The sequence below is a fragment of the Halalkalicoccus sp. CGA53 genome (genome assembly GCF_036429475.1).
Taxonomy (GTDB): domain Archaea; phylum Halobacteriota; class Halobacteria; order Halobacteriales; family Halalkalicoccaceae; genus Natronorarus; species Natronorarus salvus.
The window spans coordinates 533,458-550,297 of record NZ_CP144125.1; the positions used below are offsets into that span (position 1 = coordinate 533,458).

13 protein-coding genes are annotated in these 16,840 nt (G+C 67.8%); 4 read left to right on the top strand and 9 right to left on the bottom strand.

Translation table 11 applies throughout. From position 1 onward, the window contains the following. Nucleotides 1-76: 76 nt before the first annotated feature. Both V2L32_RS03965 and thsB read right to left on the bottom strand, forming a co-directional pair. Nucleotides 77-1,765 carry a thiamine pyrophosphate-binding protein gene (locus V2L32_RS03965; RefSeq protein ID WP_331235178.1) on the bottom strand — a complete coding sequence of 563 codons (1,689 nt, stop codon included), beginning with the start codon at nt 1,763-1,765 and terminating at the stop codon, nt 77-79. Nucleotides 1,766-2,053: 288 nt separating this feature from the next. Beyond that, nucleotides 2,054-3,730 carry a thermosome subunit beta gene (gene thsB / locus V2L32_RS03970; protein WP_409348402.1) on the bottom strand — a complete coding sequence of 559 codons (1,677 nt, stop codon included), beginning with the start codon at nt 3,728-3,730 and terminating at the stop codon, nt 2,054-2,056. Nucleotides 3,731-3,977: 247 nt separating this feature from the next. Between thsB and V2L32_RS03975 the strand changes: the two genes are divergently transcribed. Then, nucleotides 3,978-6,074, top strand: a complete 2,097-nt coding sequence (locus V2L32_RS03975) for a minichromosome maintenance protein MCM (protein ID WP_331235179.1) — start codon at nt 3,978-3,980, stop codon at nt 6,072-6,074. A 10-nt stretch (nt 6,075-6,084) separates the two neighbouring features. Here V2L32_RS03975 and V2L32_RS03980 read toward each other — a convergent pair whose 3' ends face one another. From V2L32_RS03980 to V2L32_RS03990, 3 genes are all read right to left on the bottom strand, one after another. After that, nucleotides 6,085-6,963 (bottom strand): transcription initiation factor IIB, encoded by an 879-nt coding sequence (locus V2L32_RS03980; protein ID WP_331235180.1) that lies wholly within the window; start codon nt 6,961-6,963, stop codon nt 6,085-6,087. Between the two features lie 141 nt (nt 6,964-7,104). Beyond that, complete coding sequence (locus V2L32_RS03985; protein ID WP_331235181.1) at nt 7,105-7,518, bottom strand: HIT family protein; 414 nt, start codon at nt 7,516-7,518, stop codon at nt 7,105-7,107. A 32-nt stretch (nt 7,519-7,550) separates the two neighbouring features. After that, entirely contained in the window at nt 7,551-8,177 is a 627-nt protein-coding gene (locus tag V2L32_RS03990) for a uracil-DNA glycosylase (protein WP_331235182.1), read from the bottom strand. Nucleotides 8,178-8,260: 83 nt separating this feature from the next. Between V2L32_RS03990 and V2L32_RS03995 the strand changes: the two genes are divergently transcribed. Both V2L32_RS03995 and ileS read left to right on the top strand, forming a co-directional pair. Further along, a complete protein-coding gene (locus V2L32_RS03995; RefSeq protein WP_331235183.1) occupies nt 8,261-8,596 on the top strand; it encodes a hypothetical protein in 336 nt (111 codons plus the stop codon). A gap of 255 nt (nt 8,597-8,851) precedes the next feature. Beyond that, nucleotides 8,852-12,070 carry an isoleucine--tRNA ligase gene (gene ileS, locus V2L32_RS04000; RefSeq protein WP_331235184.1) on the top strand — a complete coding sequence of 1,073 codons (3,219 nt, stop codon included), beginning with the start codon at nt 8,852-8,854 and terminating at the stop codon, nt 12,068-12,070. Here the strand turns inward: ileS and prs are convergent. Beyond that, nucleotides 12,067-12,921, bottom strand: coding sequence for a ribose-phosphate diphosphokinase (gene prs, locus V2L32_RS04005; protein WP_331235185.1), 855 nt, complete (start codon nt 12,919-12,921; stop codon nt 12,067-12,069). The genes ileS and prs overlap by 4 nt on opposite strands. Nucleotides 12,922-12,967: 46 nt before the next feature. Further along, nucleotides 12,968-13,756, bottom strand: coding sequence for an HVO_0234 family beta-propeller protein (locus tag V2L32_RS04010; RefSeq protein ID WP_331235186.1), 789 nt, complete (start codon nt 13,754-13,756; stop codon nt 12,968-12,970). Between the two features lie 80 nt (nt 13,757-13,836). Between V2L32_RS04010 and glmM the strand changes: the two genes are divergently transcribed. Then, entirely contained in the window at nt 13,837-15,201 is a 1,365-nt protein-coding gene (glmM, locus tag V2L32_RS04015; RefSeq protein ID WP_331235187.1) for a phosphoglucosamine mutase, read from the top strand. Nucleotides 15,202-15,282: 81 nt separating this feature from the next. Here glmM and V2L32_RS04020 read toward each other — a convergent pair whose 3' ends face one another. Together V2L32_RS04020 and hisI are read right to left on the bottom strand one after the other, a co-directional pair. Beyond that, nucleotides 15,283-16,389, bottom strand: coding sequence for a DUF7118 family protein (locus V2L32_RS04020; protein WP_331235188.1), 1,107 nt, complete (start codon nt 16,387-16,389; stop codon nt 15,283-15,285). Beyond that, nucleotides 16,386-16,757, bottom strand: a complete 372-nt coding sequence (gene hisI, locus V2L32_RS04025; protein ID WP_331235189.1) for a phosphoribosyl-AMP cyclohydrolase — start codon at nt 16,755-16,757, stop codon at nt 16,386-16,388. The genes V2L32_RS04020 and hisI overlap by 4 nt, the downstream gene beginning before the upstream one ends. Nucleotides 16,758-16,840: the final 83 nt, after the last annotated feature.

Sequence of the window (16,840 nt, forward strand, 5' to 3'; positions counted from 1 at the left end):
GCTCGATCTCCAGCCTCGCACGACGATCGACGGGGACGTGCGTACCGACTCCGAACGCCGTAGATCGGATCGGGGATCAGTCCTGGACCCGAACGTCGAGGACGGCCGGTCCCGGCGTCTCGCGGGCGGAGCGAAGTGCCGCGTCCAGTTCCTCCGGGGTTCGAACGGAGAGGGCGTCTGCGCCCTGACTCCCCGCGTTGGCCGCGATGTCGACCGGCGGGTCGAAGTCGAGTCCGCCGAGCGCGTCGAGTCGCTCCCCCGCGAAGAACCGGCGGTAGTTGTTCTTGAGGATCCGGTAGTTCCGGTTGTCGGGGACGACGACCGTCAGGTCCACCCCGTACCGGACGGCCGTGTAGACCGCCTGGGGGTAGTAGAGGTACGAACCGTCGCCGACGAAGCCGACGACCGGGAGCGGATCGGAAACCTGTCGCTCCGCGAGCGCGGCCCCGATACTGGCGGGGAGACCGTACCCCAGACAGAGCCCCTTGTTGGAGAGGTAGCGTTCCGGGGCGAGGTGCCACCGCGCGAGGAGCACCATCTTCGCCGTCAGCCCCTCGTCCACGACGTACGCGTCCGGGAACGCGTCCCGGAGCGCGTCCACTAGGTCTGGTTTCGAGAGGAGCCCCTCTTCCGGTTCCGGCGGCGTCGGGGGCGACAACCGCTCGACGAGCGCCGGTTTCTCATCGACGATACGGTACCGACGATCGGCTCGATCGTCGTCCGGAAGCCGTTCACTGAGCAGGCGTGCGAGGTCGGCCATCACCAGACCGGGATCGCCGACGATCGCAGCGTCCGCGGGCTGGTTCTTCCCGATCCCCGTTCCCGTGTCCGTGACGTGGACGCACGTCGTCTCCGATCCGACGAGGTCACCCCCTCGTCGAAGGAACGTATCGTTCGTCGAGCAGCCGACGAACACGATCGTATCGGTGTCCAACAGCTCGCGAGCGAGGTCGTCGTTCGCCAGCGGCAGGTACGAGATCCACTGTGGGTGGTCGGTCGGGAACGCGATCTCGCTCGCGTAGAGTTCGCCGTAGACACGGGCGCCAGCGGCTTCCGCGAACTCGCGTGCGGCGTCGATGGCCCGGTATCCGGCACGGGCGACGCCATCACCCACCACGAGGAGTGGCTCCTCCGCCTCGGCGAGCAGGTCCGCGGCCAGTTCGATCTGCCCGGGGTCACCCCGACCGGCGTTCGGGATCGGGCCGAGCCGCTCCGGAGCGGCGGTCGTCTCGGCCGTCAGGACGTCCAGCGGGAGGCTCACGAAGACCGGTCCTGTCGGTGGCGTCAGGGCGATTCGGAACGCTCGACGCATGACGGCCGGGAGCGCCTCGACGTCCCGTACCTCGGTGCTCCACTTGGTGAACGGTCGTGCGAGCGCGACGAGGTCACCGCTGAGTATCGGTTCCTCGTGGCGGGCCGTCCGTGCGTAGTCACCGGCGGTGACGACGAGCGGAGTGCCCATGGTCCTCGCGTTGTAGAGGTTGCCGAGCCCGTGTGAGAGCCCGCCGATCAGGTGGAGGTTGACGATCCCCACGGGTAGTACGGCCGAATCGTGGTGGGAGTGATACCGTCGGGTACTGGCGTAGCCGGCGGCCATCCCGACCGCGACGTCCTCGTGGAGCGCCAGGACGTACTCGACGTCGCTGTCGGCCAGTGCCTCGAGGATCGGCAGTTCGGTCGTTCCGGGGTTCCCGAAGAGGTGGGTCACGCCGTACCGCTCGAGGATTTCGACGAAGAGCGAGGCTCCGGACGAAGGTGGTCTCATCGTGGAGAGTAAACGAGCCCTCAGTCGATGTATCGTACACCTTGTGGATAAAGGATTACTCTACATAGGGATAAAACGAGGAGAGAAGTTGGGTTGCGATATCTCGATTGCGGCCGATACGGACCCGACGAACGTCGCTCCGACGGACAGTACGGACTCCGTGAGCGTTCGACCGGTGGAGGGACAGGGAGAGTAGAGAGAGGGACTGGAGTCTGGTCGTGTGGTGCGTCGAAAGAAGTCGTGATCGGTCGTCGGTGCGGGTTCTGGGGGAGTGGCTGTGGCCGACTTCTACATAGCGCCGCCCATTCCACCCATACCGCCCATTCCACCCATGCCGCCGCCCATTCCGCCCATGTCCATGTCCTCGTCGTCGCCGTCGCCCTCGGTCGAAAGGTCGCCGGCGGAGATGATGTCGTCGATCTTCAGGACGAGGTTGGCGGCCTCCGTGGCCGAAGAGAGCGCCTGCTCCTTCGCGTGGGCCGGCTCGACGACGCCCGCCTCGAAGGTGTCCTCGACGCTGGAGGTGAAGACGTTCAGGCCGGCGCGTTCGTCGCCGCCCTCGTGCGCGGCCCGGAGGTCGACCAGCGTGTCGATCGGGTCCTGACCGGAGTTCTCGGCGAGCACGCGCGGGACGAGCTCGAGCGAGTCGGCGAACGCCTCGACGGCGAGCTGCTCGCGGCCGGAGACGGAGTCGGCGTAGTCACGGACGCGGCGGGCGAGTTCGACCTCGACGGCGCCGCCGCCCGGGAGCACGCGCCCGTCCGAGACCGTCTGGGCGACGACCTCGAGCGCGTCGGTGATCCCGCGCTCGAGCTCGTCGACGACGTGGTCGGTCGAGCCGTAGAGCAGCAGCGTGACGCCGTGGCTGTCCTCGCCCTCGATGGAGAACAGGCCCTCCTGCTCGTCGTACTCGACCGAGCCGTGGCCGAGGTCGGCCTCGCTCACGTCGTCGAGATCGGTGACGATCGAGGCGTCGAGGACCTCCTTCAGGAACTCGAGGTCGGACTTCTTCGCGCGGCGAACCGCCAGGATGCCCTCCTTCGCGAGGAAGTGCTGGGCGAGGTCGTCGATTCCCTTCTGACAGAGGACGACGTCCGCGCCGGTGGCCTTGATCTGTTCGACCTTCTCCCGCAGCTGCTGTTCCTCGCTGTCGAGGAACTGCTGGAGCTGGTCGGGGCTCTCGATGTTGACCTGCGTGTCGACGTCGGCCTCCTCGACCTCGATCGGCTCGCGCAGCAGCAGGATCGAGGCGTCCTCGAAGTCGGTCGGCATGTCGTCGTGGACCGGCTCCTTGTCGACGATCGCGCCGTTGAGCAGCGACGACTCGCCCGCCGAGCGACCCGTCTGCGTCTCGATCTCGACGAACTCGAGGTCGACGACGTTCTCGCCGTCGTCGGTCTCGACGGTGACCTGGCTGACCGCGTCGACGATCAGCTGTGCGAGGTGTTCCTTGTTGAGTTCGGCCCCCTTACCGGTCATGGAGGTCTCTGCGACCTTCCGGAGGATCTCCTCGTCCTCGGTGTCGACCTCGATCGCGACGTCGTCGATCTCCTCGCGTGCGCGCTCGCTGGCGAGGTGGAAGCCCTTGATGATCGCCGTCGGGTGGATGTCCTGCTCGAGGAGGTCCTCGGCGTTCTTCAGGAGTTCGCCCGTCACTGCCACGGCGGTCGTCGTGCCGTCGCCGGCCTCGTCCTCCTGAGTTTCTGCGACCTCGATGATCATCTCGGCCGTCGGGTTATTGATATCCATCTCTTTGAGGATGGTCACGCCGTCGTTGGTGATCGTGACCGATCCCATCGAGTCGACGAGCATCTTGTCCATCCCTTTCGGCCCGAGCGTCGAGCGAACCGCCTCGGCGACCGCTCGTGCGGCCCGGATGTTGAACTCCTGGGCGTCGCGGTCCCGTACACGCTGTGCGTCGTCCCCCATGATGATCATGGGCTGGCCTCGCATTCGCTGACTCATAGTCACCGGATCATTGATTGGAGTTCTATATAAAATCTTCGTTTCGAAGGAAGAGAGCGGTCCCGCCCCACGCCACAGCCCGACACGCAACCGCCGGAGAGCGCCGTGTCGACCGGAGAGGTGGCGACAGTTAGCACACGTCACGTTCGGTGACGACGACCCGTTCGGGCGAGTTTATAAGTGGTTTCGACCACTTCCGCTCCGCTACCCAACGTTCTTATTCGGTCGGGGGACAAGGGAGGGTACGATGGCCAGCGCCGAGAACACACAGCTCGTCGACACGTTCGAGGAGTTCTACCGGAGCTACTACCGCGACGCGATCGGCACGCTGGCACAGCGCTACCCGAACGAACAGCGCTCGCTCTACGTCGAGTGGGACGACCTCTACCGGTTCGACCGCGACCTCGCCGACGACTACAGGAACCAGCCCGAACAGCTCCAGCGCTACGCCGAGGAGGCGCTCAGGCTCTACGATCTGCCGGTGGACGTGAGCCTCGGGCAGGCACACGTCCGGCTTCGCGGGCTCCCCGAGGCGACGGGAATCAGGGATATCCGCGCCCACCACGTCAACACGCTCGTCGAGGTGCGTGGGATCGTCAGAAAGGCGACCGACGTCCGCCCGAAGATCCAGCAGGCCGCCTTCGAATGCCAGCGATGTGGCACGCTCACCCGCATCCCCCAGACGGGCGGGAGCTTCCAGGAGCCCCACGAGTGCGGCGGCTGCGAGCGACAGGGACCGTTCCGGATCAACTTCGATCAGTCGGAGTTCATCGACGCGCAGAAACTGCGGATCCAGGAGAGCCCCGAGGGACTGCGCGGCGGGGAGACCCCCCAGAGCGTCGACGTCCATATCGAGGACGACGTCACCGGCGAGGTCGCCCCGGGCGACCACGTCCGGGCGACCGGGATCCTCCACCTCGAACAGCAGGGCAACGACCGGGAGAAGTCGACGATGTTCGACCTCTACATGGACGGTGTCTCGGTCGAAGCGGAGGAAGAGCAGTTCGAGGACATGGACATCACGGCCGAGGACAAACAGGCGATCGTCGAACTCTCGGAGGACCCCGGAATCTACGACGAGATGGTCGCCTCGATCGCGCCGAACATCTACGGCCACGACGGGGCGAAGCTCGCGATGGTGTTACAGCTCTTCTCGGGGGTCACCAAACACCTCCCCGACGGCTCGCGCACGCGCGGGGACCTCCACATGCTCCTGATCGGCGATCCGGGTACCGGAAAGTCACAGCTCCTGCAGTACATCCGCGAGATCGCCCCCCGGTCGGTCTACACCTCGGGGAAGGGGACGTCCTCGGCGGGGCTCACGGCCGCCGCCGTGCGCGACGACTTCGGCGACGGCCAGCAGTGGACGCTCGAGGCGGGCGCGCTCGTCCTCGCGGACCGGGGGATCGCCGCGGTCGACGAGCTAGACAAGATGCGACCCGAGGACCGCTCGGCGCTCCACGAGGGGCTCGAACAGCAGCAGATCAGCATCTCGAAGGCGGGCATCAACGCGACGCTCAAGGCCCGGTGTTCGCTGCTCGCCGCGGCGAACCCCAAATACGGGAGGTTCGACCAGTACGAGCCGATCGGCGAGCAGATCGATTTAGAGCCCGCGCTGATCTCCCGGTTCGACCTGATCTTCACCGTCACCGACCAGCCCGACCCGGAGGAAGACCGCCTGCTGGCCGAACACATCCTGAAGACGAACTACGCGGGCGAGTTGAACACCCAGCGGACGGAGCTCAACTCGCCGGACATCACCAGGGAGGAGGTCGACGCCGTCACGGAGGAGGTCGCTCCGGCGATCGAGGCGGACCTGTTGAGAAAGTACATCGCCTACGCCCAGCAGACGTGTTACCCGAGGATGACCGACGAGTCCCGCGAGGCGATCCGGGACTTCTACGTCGACCTCCGCTCGAAGGGCGCCGACGACGACGCGCCGGTGCCGGTCACCGCCCGAAAACTAGAGGCGCTCGTCCGCCTCGCCGAGGCCTCCGCACGCGTGCGCCTCTCGGACACGGTGAAAAAGGAGGACGCCGACCGCGTCATCGAGATCGTCCGCTCGTGCCTACAGGATATCGGCGTCGACCCCGAGACCGGTGAGTTCGACGTGGACGTGATCGAGACGGGCCGCTCGAAGACCCAGCGCGATAGGGTGAAGGGGATCAAGGGGATCATCCGCGAACTCCAGGACGAGTACGAGGAGGGCGCGCCGATGGAGGAGGTGCTCTCGCAGGCGGAGACGGCGGGCATCGAGGAGAGCAAGGCCGAACACGAGATCCAGAAACTGCGGGACAAGGGCGAGATCTACTCGCCGAACAAGGACCACCTGCGGGTCGTCTGAGTGGAGGGGGTCACACCCTCGTCATCTTCGACTCGCGGAGCGTGTCGACCGTCGATCTGATCGTGGCAGTCGAGACGTCGGCGACGCCGGCGGCGTCGGTCTGTGTGAGTCGAGTGCCGTCCTCGCAGGCGGCGACCCAGAGACAGGCGGCGGCGACGCCACATGGGTTGCGGCCGCCGACGAGCGTCGCCTCCTGGGCGTCGCTCACGAGTCCGTGTGCGCGGGACTCGACCGAGGGGGAGAGTTCGAGCGTGCTCGCGAAGTTCGGCAGATACCGGCGCGGATCGACGGGGCCGGTCGCGAGGCCGACCTCGCGGTTGAGCGCGTTGTACGCCGCGGTGAGTTCGGCCGTCGAGGCCTTCGACGCTTCGACCACCTCCTCGGCGGGCCGAGGGAGGCCGGCGACCCGGCAGGCGGCGTAGACCGTGGCGGCTGCGAACCCCTCGAGCGAGCGACCGCGGACGATGTCCTCGCGCTGTGCCTTGCGAAAGAGGTCACACGCCTCGTCGCGGACGTCGTCTGGGAGCCCGAGCGTGTCCGTGAGCTGTCTAATCTCGCAGAAGACGTCGCGCTGGTTCCGCTCGGCTTTGCTCCGGCACTGAGCCCGGCCGTGTTCGCGGCGCATCCGCGCGACGAGCCGTCGCTTTCTACCCGTCAGTCGCACCTCGCCCCCGTAGCCGATGGTCGTCGAGAGCCCGCGGTCGTGACGCGAGCGCGTGAGCGGTGCGCCGGTGTGCCGACCGCGGTCGCCGTCCTCGCCCGAGCGCCAGTTCGGGCCGTAATCGATCCAGTGCTCCGAAACGACGAGACCGCACTCACTACAGATCCGCTCGCGACCGCTGTCGTCGACCCGGCCGGAGCAGTCGGGACATATCGCTTCACCACACATTTCTACCCGATATACGATATGCTTTCCTACTTAAACATTTGGACTGGTTGATATGTGGGTCTCATACCGTCGGCTCTCACTGTGCGGAGATCGCGACGCCACGGGCGGTCGGTACTCCCGAACGGCTTACAGCCGACAGTATCAGTCCGCGATCCGGTCCGCGATCTCGTCGAGTTCCTCGTCCGAGAGGGCGGGGCTCTCGCCCGCGACCGCGTGGATCGGGCCACCGCCGTCGCCCTCGAACCGGGGGATTATGTGGCAGTGGACGTGCGGGACCTCCTGGCCGGCGACCTCGCCGTTGTTGAACGCGACGGTCGTCGCCGGGGCGTCGACGGCCTCCTCGACCGCGGGGATCAGTCGGTGGATCGTCGCGTAGAGATCGGCCGCGACGTCCTCGGGGACGTCGTTGAGGCGTTCGTACTCCTCTTTCGGAATCACGAGCGTGTGACCGGGAGCGAGCGGGTTCGCGTCGAGGAACGCGAACGTCGTCTCGTCCTCGTGGACGACCCGCGCGGGGATCTCGCCGTCGACGATCTGGCTGAAGATGCTTACCATGCCCCGACGTGCGATTTCGCGACCCAAGAAAGTTACCCGCCCGCACAGATCGCGTCGAGTTCGGCCTTCAGCGCCGCCCGATATCCCGCGAGATCGTAGCCCAGCCGCGGGATCCAGACGTTCTGGTATGAGGGGTGGAGAACCGGAAGAAGCGGCGTCGAGAGCGCTGTACAGTCGATCGGGTCGAGGACGTGATCCAGAAACCCGTCGAGGCTCTGACCGTCGAGCGCGAGCAGCGATTCCGTGGCGTGTCTCCCCGTCGGAACGATCACGTCGGGTTCGACCTGCTCGATTTCGGTCACGAGGTGGGCCCGGCAGGTCGCGAGTTCTTCTTCCGTTGGCTCGCGGTTCGATCCCTCGCCATTAGGTGGAAAACACTTCACCGCGTTCGTGTAGTAGGCGTCGGGATACCCCGCCGACTCCATCAGGTCCCGGATCACCCTCCCGGAGTGGCGGGCGGTGTAGGCCATCCCGGTCCAGTTGCCGCCCTTCCAGCGGTCGGCCTCGGGCGTTCCCGTACCGGGTGCCTCGCCGACGACGACGATCCGCGAATCGAGCGGGCCGGTCCCCCACGAGATACACTCCCGGGTCTCTACGAGGTGCGGGCAGCGGGCACAGCCGGGTTCGAGCACGTTCCTCGTATCGGGGAACTCGGCCATGGTAGCCAGCACGGCCGAACCGACAAACCCGTGTCGGTCGGCCGTCGTGCCTGTTATTACGGTCCGCGACCGACCGCGAGACGATGCTCTCGGGAGTCCTCGCTGTCGTCGCCCTCTCGGCGGTCGTGATCGGTCTCACGCTGCTCGTCCACCGGGATAGCGCCCGGATCGGCATGGACCGGCCGGAGCGGTGGGCCGCCATCGTATTCGCCACGACCGGTCTCGGCGTGACGCTGATCCTCCTCACCCCGATCCCGCCGGCCGCCGTCGCCGTTCTCGCGATCGTCGGGCCCGTGATCTACCTCTTCGAGCGCGAGGACGCCGTCCACGGCGACGGATCGGCCGACGGGTTCGCCCTCCCTATGGACGACGAGGAAGTTGATGGCGGAACTGGGGAGGAAGCGCCCGAGGACGGGTGACGCCGCCGGTACCTGCCCGCCACCGATAGCGGTCACAGACACGAAATCGTGTGGATAGATCCGGTGATCACGGGTAGTCCTGGATCGCGGTCGTCACCGTGACGACCGCGATCCGGACGGGGAAGGGCCGGTAGACTCGGCGCGGCGCGCGTGCAGACCTGGCGGGTATAAAAAGGCGAGCGAGGGACGCCAGTCCCGAGCGAGGGCTTTTGTGGAACCGATTCCCCTTTAGTCGCCGCGGGAGTTAGCCCGGATATGAGAGAACGGTTCGCGGCGGTCTCCGACCAGTACGACCCGGAGGCGGTCGAAGAACGGGTCTTCGAGTACTGGGACGAGGTAGACGCCTACGAGCGGGCGAGAGAGAACCGCGAGGGCGCAGAGCGCTTTTTCTTCCTCGACGGGCCGCCGTACACCTCCGGCGCGGCGCACATGGGGACGACGTGGAACAAGACGCTCAAAGACGCCTACATCCGCCACCTCCGGATGCGCGGCTACGACGTCACCGACCGGCCGGGCTACGACATGCACGGTCTGCCGATCGAGACGAAGGTCGAGGAGAAACTCGGCTTCGAGAACAAGAAGGACATCGAGGCGTTCGGGATGGAGAACTTCATCGAGGAGTGCAAGGAGTTCGCCGACGAACAGCTCGAAGGATTACAGGAGGACTTCGTCTCCTTCGGCGTCTGGATGGACTGGGAGAACCCCTATAAGACCGTCACGCCGGAGTACATGGAGGCGGCGTGGTGGGGCTTCTCGCAGGCACACGAGCGTGGGCTGGTGACACAGGGAAAGCGCTCGATCAGCCAGTGTCCCCGCTGTGAGACCGGGATCGCGAACAACGAGGTCGAGTACGAGGACGTCGAGGACCCCTCGATCTACGTCAAGTTCCCTCTCAGGGAGAGAGACGGCTCGCTCGTCGCCTGGACGACGACGCCGTGGACGGTCCCCGGCAACACCTTCGTCGCGGTCGACGGCGAGCTGACCTACCAGGGCGTCCGTGCGGAACGAGACGGCGAGAGCGAGGTGCTCTGGATCGCGGAGGAGTGCGTCGAGGAGGTGCTGTCGAAGGGCCGGTACGAGGGCTACGAGGTGGTCGAGGAGCTCTCCGGCGAGGAGATGGTCGGCTGGCAGTACGACCACCCGCTGGCCGAGGAGGTCCCCGACCACCCGCAGGGCGAGGGAGCGGGCCAGGTCTACACCGCCGACTACGTCGAGGCCGATCGAACTGGACTCGTTCACTCTGCACCCGGCCACGGTGAGGAGGACTTCCGGCGCGGGAGCGAACTCGGCCTGGAGATCGTCTGTCCGGTCGGCGGCGACGGCGTGTTCACCGAAGGTGCAGGGGAGTACGAAGGCGAGTTCGTCCGGGACGCGAACGAGGCGATCCGCGCCGACCTCGACGCGAAGGGCTTGCTCCTGGCCGACGAGCGCTACGTCCACAGCTACGGCCACTGCTGGCGCTGCGATACGGGCATCATCCAGATCGTCACCGACCAGTGGTTCATCGAGATCACCGAGATCAAAGAGGAGCTGCTCGAGAACATCGACGACAGCGAGTGGTACCCCTCGTGGGCGCGCGAGAACCGCTTTCGCGACTTCGTCGAGAACGCCCCCGACTGGAACGTCTCCAGACAGCGCTACTGGGGCGTGCCGATCCCGATCTGGGTTCCGGAAGAACGCCTGGACACGGGTGAGGCGAACCTCGACGAAGAGATGATCGTCGTCGGCACACGCGAGGAACTCGCAGACCGGGTCGACCAGGACGTCGATCCGGGCGAGGTCGACCTCCACCGCCCGACCGTCGACGACCTGACGATCACCGAGGGCGGGACCACCTACCGCCGCGTCCCTGACGTCTTCGACGTCTGGCTCGACTCCTCGGTGGCTTCCTGGGGCACCCTCGACTACCCCGAGAGCGACGAGCAGTTCGAGGAGCTCTGGCCCGCCGACCTGATCATGGAGGCCCACGACCAGACCCGCGGCTGGTTCTGGTCACAGCTCGGGATGGGCACCGCCGCGGTCGGGCAGGTGCCCTACGAGGACGTGCTGATGCACGGCTGGGCGCTCGATTCCGACGGGCGAAAGATGTCGAAGTCGCTCGGCAACATCGTCGAGCCGCGCGAGGCGATCTCCCGCCACGGCTCGGACGTGATGCGCCTGTTCCTCCTCTCGGTGAACCCCCAGGGTGAGGACTTGCGCTTCTCGTGGGACGAGATGGCGACGATGGAGCGGACGCTCAACATCTGCTGGAACTCGTTTCGGTTCGCACTGCCCTATATGCGGCTGGACGGGTTCGACCCGGACGCGGTCACGCTGGAAGCGGTAGAGGATGACCTCGAACTCGTCGACGAGTGGCTCCTGGCGAGACTCCAGACCACGATCGACGAGATGACCGAGGCGTGGGACGCCTACAGACAGGACCGCGCGCTCTCCGCGCTCACCGAGTTCGTCGTCCGTGACGTCTCTCGCTTCTACATCCAGGTCGTCCGCGAACGGATGTGGGCCGAGGAGCACAGTAGCGAGAAGCTCGCGGCGTACGCGACGCTCTATCACACGCTGCACACCGTCTCGGTGCTGCTCGCGCCGTACGCACCGTTCCTCGCCGAGGAGATGTACGGCACGTTCACCGGAGAGAGCGGTCACCCGACGGTCCACATGTGCGACTGGCCCGAGAGCGAGGAGTACTGGGCCGACGAGGAGTTAGAGGCGGACGTCTCGTTCCTCCGAGCGGCCGAAGAGGCCGGCGCGAACGCCCGACAGCAGGCCGAGCGGAAGCTCCGGTGGCCGGTGAAGCGGATCGTCGTCGCCACCGAGGAGGCGGGGCTCGTCGGTGCCGTCGAACGCCACGGCGACCTCCTCGCCGACCGGCTGAACGCGCGGGAAGTCGTCCTCGTCGGGCCGGGCGATCGCTGGGAGGAACTCGCCTACAGCGCGCGGGTCGACATGAGCCTCCTGGGACCGGCGTTCGGCGAGCAGGCCGGCGTCGTGATGGGTGCGGCGAACGACGCGGAGATCGATGAACCCTCGGTCGAGACGCTCTCGAGAGCCGTCTCCGAGGAGGTCGGCGAGGAGGTCGAACTCACCGAGGAGATGGTCGAGTTCGTCGAGAAGACGCCCGAAGACGTCGCCGGCACGGAGATCACCCGCGAGGGCGAGGGCTTCGGCGTCGTCTACGTCGACGCGACGCTCACCGAAGGGATCGAGAGCGAGGGCTACGCCCGCGAGGTGATCCGGCGGGTCCAGCAGAGACGGAAGGAACTCGATCTGGACATCGAGGCGCCGATCCGTCTCGAATACGAGATCGAAGACGACCGCGTCGCCGATCTGGTCGCCCAGCACGAAGAGCTGATCGCGGAGGAGGTGCGAGCCGAAGAACTGGGTACCGTGTCCCCCGATACCGAAAAGGAGCGGTGGGACGTCGAGGGCGTGCGGCTGAGGATCGCCGTCGAGCCGCTCGCCGAGGTTTCGCCCTAATCCAGCGCTTTCGCGAGCGCGGGCGCGACGCTCGCGACGCTCTCGGCGCGTTCGAGCGTGTCGGTCGCCCAGACGCAGGAGACGCCCGCCTTCGCGAGTTTCGTCCTCGCGTTGCCCGCGAGCACGCCGTGGACGCAGGTCACGAACACTCTCGGTGGCATATCGAGTGCCGAGATCGCCTCGGCCATCGTCGTGCCCGTCGCGACGATGTCGTCGGCGATCACCACGTCCCGCCCCTCGACGGTCGCGTCGCTCGGGGCAATCTCGACCTCGGTCCCGGAGTGTCTCGTCTTCTCGAAGTGGTCGACCTCGCCGCCTCCGTAGGCGTCGGCGACCGTCTCGGCGATCCCGACCGCCCCGTCGTCGGGCGCGAGGAAGAGCGGGTCGGTCAGCCCCGCCGGCAGGGGATCGGCGAGAGAGCGTGCGGCGTCGACAGCTCCCGCGGGGACGTCGAAGAACTCGCAGACGGCCTCCTCGTGGGGATTTACCGTGAGGACTCGATCGGTCGAGGCGCTCGCGGCGCGTGCCATCGCCCGCGCCGAGAGGGCCTGACCCGGCTCGAAGGCCGCGTCCTGTCGGGCGTAGCCCATGTAGGGGAGGACTGTCGTGAGGTGTTCGACGCCCGCCTCGCGGATCGCGTCCTGGAGCAGGAGGAGTTCGACGTGGGCCGCGTCGGTCGGCGTCGAGGCGACCAGGACCGCCTCGCTGGCGTCGTTCTCGGCGAGCGCCGGAATCGCGACCGTCTGCTCGCCGTCCGGGAACCGGTCGTACTCCGCGACGGCGAGCGGACGGTCCAGTTCGAGAGAGAGGGCGGCCGCGAGCGACTGGGAGACGGAGCCGGCGACGATCATGGCGGGTGATGCGCCCGGGAAGATAAACGGTGTTTCGATCGGACCGTTAGAGCGCCGCGAGCGCACGAACGTCCGGAACCCCGAGCGACCGGCGCTGCCAGCCGTCTCCGGCGTCGACCAGGAGCTCGCCCTCGCCCGTGATCGCGTAGATCGCCTCGCGGACGGCCACGTCGACGAGCCCCCCGGCGGGGATCGCCGTATCGACCCACTCGCCGTCCTCTCGGACGAAGACGGCCGTCTCCGTCGCGGCGCACGCGCGTTCGGAGAGGCCCTCCCGTCGGTCCACGTCGGCGGCGACGAACTCTCCCTCCAGAACCTCCATCCAGCCGTTGCCGAGGACGTAGAGCGCGTCGCCCGTGGCGGCGAGCGGCACCCCGCGAGCGGCGACGTCGCGAACGTCCGAGAGCCCGACGTGACTCGGTTCGTCGTCGAGTCGGTAGACCCCCTCTCCGGTCGCCACGAGGTCGCCGTCGATGGCCCGGATCTCGGACTCGATGGAGCCGAACTCCTCCCACCCGCCGTCCTCGGTTGTTCGGGCGATCCGGCCCTCGGGGCTCGCGGCGGACGCTCGCCCGTCGGCGATAGCGACCGCGACCGCGGGCCCGAACCCGAGCGGGTCGTGGTCCGGACCCAGGAGGACGTCCTCGTCGGTGGCGACCGCGAGCTGTCCGGCGTCGACTGCGAGGTCGAGGGCGGTACAGCGATGAGCGAGGCCGAACTCCCCGATGCGGTCCTCGGCGACCGAGACGGTGAGGAGGCCCAGCCCGCAGGCGACGGCGACGGTGGTCCCCGCTATCCGGTCGGCGTAGACGCGTTTCTCCGCGAGCGTGCTCATGGGGAGGCGTCGGCGGGCCGACGCGAAAGCGTTGCGGACCTTCGCAACCCCTTTGAGCGCGGGGTGCACACCCACACGCGATGGAGCTCTTCGGATCGAGTGGGACACGGGGGGTTGCCGGCGAGCAGCTCACCCCGGCGTTCGTCCTCGACATGGCACGGGTGGTCGGGGCCGTCTGGGACGGGGAGCGGGTCGCCGTCGCCCGCGACACCCGCCTCACGGGGCCGATGTTCGCGAACGCCGCCTCCGCCGGCCTCGCCTCGGCCGGGGTCGACGTCGACCGACTCGGGGTGCTCCCGACGCCGGGTGCACAGGCGTACGCGAGGGAGGAGGGCCTCCCGGTCGTGATGATCACCGCCTCGCACAACCCGCCCGAGTACAACGGCGTCAAACTGATCACCGACGACGGCACCGAGGCGAACGTCGCACAGCTCGAACGGATCGAGGCACGCTACCTCGCGGACGCCACCCCCGCCAACCGGTGGGACGAGACGGGCAACGAACGCCGTGTCGAGGGCGTGAGCCGGCGGTACGTCGACGGCGTGCTCGACGCGATCGACCGGGAGCGGATCGAGGAGGCGGAGCTGACGGTCGCGCTCGATCCGGGCCACGGGGCCGCCTCCGAGACCAGCCCCGAGCTATTGCGACGACTCGGCTGCCGAGTCGTGACGGTGAACGCGAACGTCGACGGGAGCTTCCCCGGCCGCGACCCGGAGCCGGTCGAGGCGAACCTCGCGGACCTCGCCACGCTCGTCCGTGCGAGCGACGCGGACGTGGGAATCGCCCACGACGGCGACGGCGACCGCTCGATCTTCTTCGACGAGAACGGGAGCTACGTCGAGGGCGACGCGGCGCTCGCGGCGCTCGCCAGTGCGGAACTCGAACCCGGCGACGCGAGCGTCGCGGCCGTGAACGTCTCCCAGCGCCTCGTCGACGTCTGTGCCGAATGGGGCGTCGACCTCGAACTCACGCCGATCGGCTCGACGTACATCACGACCCGGATCAGGGAGCTCCAGGCGGAGGGACGTTCGGTGCCGATCGCCGGCGAGGGCAACGGCGGGATCTACTTCCCGCCGTACGCGCTCGCGCGCGACGGCGCGTACATCGCGGGTCGCTTTCTCGAACTGCTGGCCGACCGGCCGGCGAGCGACCTGCTCGCGCCGTTCGACGGCTACCGGAACGTCAGGCGCAAGCTCGCCTACGACACGGAGCGCGAGCGCGAGGCGATGCTCTCGGCGATCGAACGCGAGACCGAGCGCGAGGACGGCGAGCGGACGACGATCGACGGAATCCGGCTGGACTACGGCGACGCGTGGGTGCTCGCCCGCCCGAGCGGCACCGAACCGATCGTCCGGGTCTACGCCGAGGGGCGCGAACGGGGGCGCGCCGAGGAGCTCGCAACCCGCCTGGTCGACGCAGCCGAGAGCGCCCGGGCCGAGGTCTGATACGGACGGTCGTGACTGGTTACCGGTGATCGGCTGTCCGGGTCGGCGATCACCGGTAAGGGACTACAACCGTCCGTATGACTATCCGAGTTGCTCGCACAGCGCCGCCCGCCGTTCCCGAGCTTCCACCAGCTCCTCCTCGACGCGCCCCGACCCGACCAGCGCCCGCTCCTCGTCGGCCATCCCCGATCGGGCGAGCGCCGCGGCCCGACAGCGCTCGTACGCAGGCTCCCGCGAGAGCGCGTCGGCCTCTCTCAGGCGAACGATCAGCCCCTCGCCAGCGAACCGGTCGACGACCGGGCGGAGTTCGCGGATCCGCCACCGGAGGTCGTCCGCTGTCGGTGGGGGCCAGCCGATCTCGAGCGGGGTCGAATCGAGACGCTCGATCGCCGTCCGGTTGGTCGCGACGGCTCGCTTGAGCGCGTCCGGGTCGTGGACGTAGTGCGAGAGCTTCGTCCTGGAGAACTCGGCGTAGTGCAGGAGGGTGGGAAACGGCTCCTCGCCGGCGTCGCTCCCCTCGACGTACGCCACGAGGTCCGGGGGGAGCGGGTCGAACGGGACAAGGGGGTACTGTTCGGTCGTCCGGAGAAAGGAGACGACCTCGCGGGCGCTCTCCGTCGAGAGGAACGCGGAGAACGCCGCCGAGACCTCGTCGTCGTAGGACTCGATCGGTCCTCTGAGCTCCTCGATCGGAGCGTCAAGGTCGCCCGGGTCGAGCGTCGAGAGCCGTTCGAGACGGCCGATCCGGTCGTCTAGCTCTTCGATCCGGGTGGCCGCGACTCGCCGCGCGTCGCGGTAGCTCTCTCTCGCTTCCTCGCGCTCTTCGAACACCGAGAGCGTCTCGTCGACGGGGTCGAGTTCCTCGCGGGCACGGGCGAAGTCGCCCTCGGAGAGCCGGTTCTTCTCGAAGACCGCGGCCGCGCGCTCGATCGCCTCCCGCTCGGGGAGCTCCTCGTCGAGCGAGTCGACGATCGAGGCGAGTTCGAGTTTGAACGAGGCGAAGGCGGCGAACGCCTCGCGACCGGTCCCGACCGCCTCCTCCTCACGCCGGCTGAACAGGCGGGCGAGTCGTTCTCTCGCCTCTTCGAGCGACTCGAGCCGTTCCTCGCCGATCGCCTCGATATCCGCCTCGACCTCCGCCAGGTCGGCCCGCGCCTCGACGAGTCGCGCGAGGGGCGCGTCGCTCATCCGTAGACGGTGTCGGGGTCGAACACCCGCTCGCCGACGACCTCGCCGTCGATCGTCCGGTGGAAACAGGTGTCGTAGCCGGTGTGACACGCCCCGCCCTCCTGGGAGACGAGGTAGAGCAGCGTGTCCGCGTCGCAGTCGACGCGGATCTCGTGGACCGTCTGGAGGTGACCGCTGGAGGCGCCCTTCTTCCAGAGTTCGTCGCGGCTCCGGGAGTGGTAGTGTGCGAGGCCGCTCTCGTGTGTCGCGGCCAGCGCCTCGCGGTCGGCGTAGGCGAGCATCAACACCTCGCCGGAGTCCCCGTCCTGGGCGACGACGGGGACGAGGCCGTCGTCGTCGAACTCGATCTCGGCGGCCAGGTCGCTCATTGCGGGAGGCAACGCCGCGACGCCGATAGCTCTTTCCGTCGGCGCACGGCCGAGAACAGGTCGCCAGGGAGTGGCCGTGTGGT